This is a genomic window from Pelagicoccus sp. SDUM812003, from assembly GCF_031127815.1.
Taxonomy (GTDB): Bacteria; Verrucomicrobiota; Verrucomicrobiia; order Opitutales; family Opitutaceae; genus Pelagicoccus.
In genome coordinates, this window is the sequence record NZ_JARXHY010000060.1 from 1 (window position 1) to 1,244 (window position 1,244).

A 1,244-nucleotide genomic window follows, 5' to 3' on the forward strand; every position below is an offset into this window, starting at 1 on the left:
GATCTCGACGAAGTCGCCCCGAGTATCACTTCTTCCGATACAGCCACCGCCATCGACGAGAACAGCGGCGCATCCCAAGTCATCTACACCGTCACTTCCGACGATTCCGCCGACGTCTCCGATGGCGTCACCTACAGCCTAAAGGCAGTGGACGACCACGCATCACTCTCCATCGACGCAAACACCGGCGCCGTCGCACTCACTGGCAACCCTGACCACGAGACCAAGCCGTCCTACAGCTTCACCGTCGTCGCCACCGACGCCGCAGGCAACGCCACCGAGCAGGCCGTCTCCCTGGCCATCAACGACCTCGACGAAATCGCCCCAAGTATCACCTCTTCGAATACGGCTACCGCAATCAACGAGAATAGCGGCGCCGCGCAAGTGATCTACACCGCCACCTCGGTCGACTCCGCGGACGTCTCCAACGGCGTCACCTACAGCCTAAAGGCAGTGGACGACCACGCCAGTCTCTCCATCGACGCAAACACCGGCGCCGTCACACTCACTGACGACCCAGACCACGAAGCAAAGTCCTCCTACAGCTTCACCGTCGTCGCCACCGACGCCGCAGGCAACGCCACCGAGCAAGCCGTCTCCCTGGCCATCAACGACCTCGACGAAATCGCCCCAAGTATCACCTCTTCCGATACAGCCACTGCCATCGACGAGAATAGCGGCGCCGCGCAAGTGATCTACACCGTCACCTCGGACGACTCCGCCGACGTCTCCAACGGCGTCACCTACAGCCTGAAGCCCGTAGACGACCACGCATCACTCTCCATCGACGCCAACTCCGGCGCCGTCGCACTCACTAACGACCCAGACCACGAAGCAAAGTCCTCCTACGCTTTCACCGTCGTCGCGACAGATGCCGCAGGCAACGCCACCGAGCAAGCCGTCTCCCTCTCCATCAACGACCTCGACGAAATCGCCCCAAGTATCACCTCTTCGAATACGGCAACCGCAATCAACGAGAATAGCGGCGCCGCGCAAGTGATCTACACCGTCACCTCGGACGACTCCGCCGACGTCTCCAACGGCGTCACCTACAGCCTAAAGCCCGTAGACGACCACGCCAGTCTCTCCATCGACGCAAACACAGGAGCCGTCACCCTCACCGCAGACCCCGACCACGAGACCAAGCCATCCTACAGCTTCACCGTCGTCGCCACAGACGTAGCAGGAAACAGCTCCGAACAGGCCGTAACGCTCTCCATCAACGATCTCGACGAAGTCGCCCC

General features: G+C 61.4%; 1 protein-coding gene. It reads left to right on the top strand.

Features of this window, described 5'->3' with window-relative positions; all coding sequences use genetic code 11:
* The coding region (locus QEH54_RS22770) for a cadherin repeat domain-containing protein (protein ID WP_309021033.1) at positions 1-1,244 on the top strand (1,244 nt) is incomplete at both ends.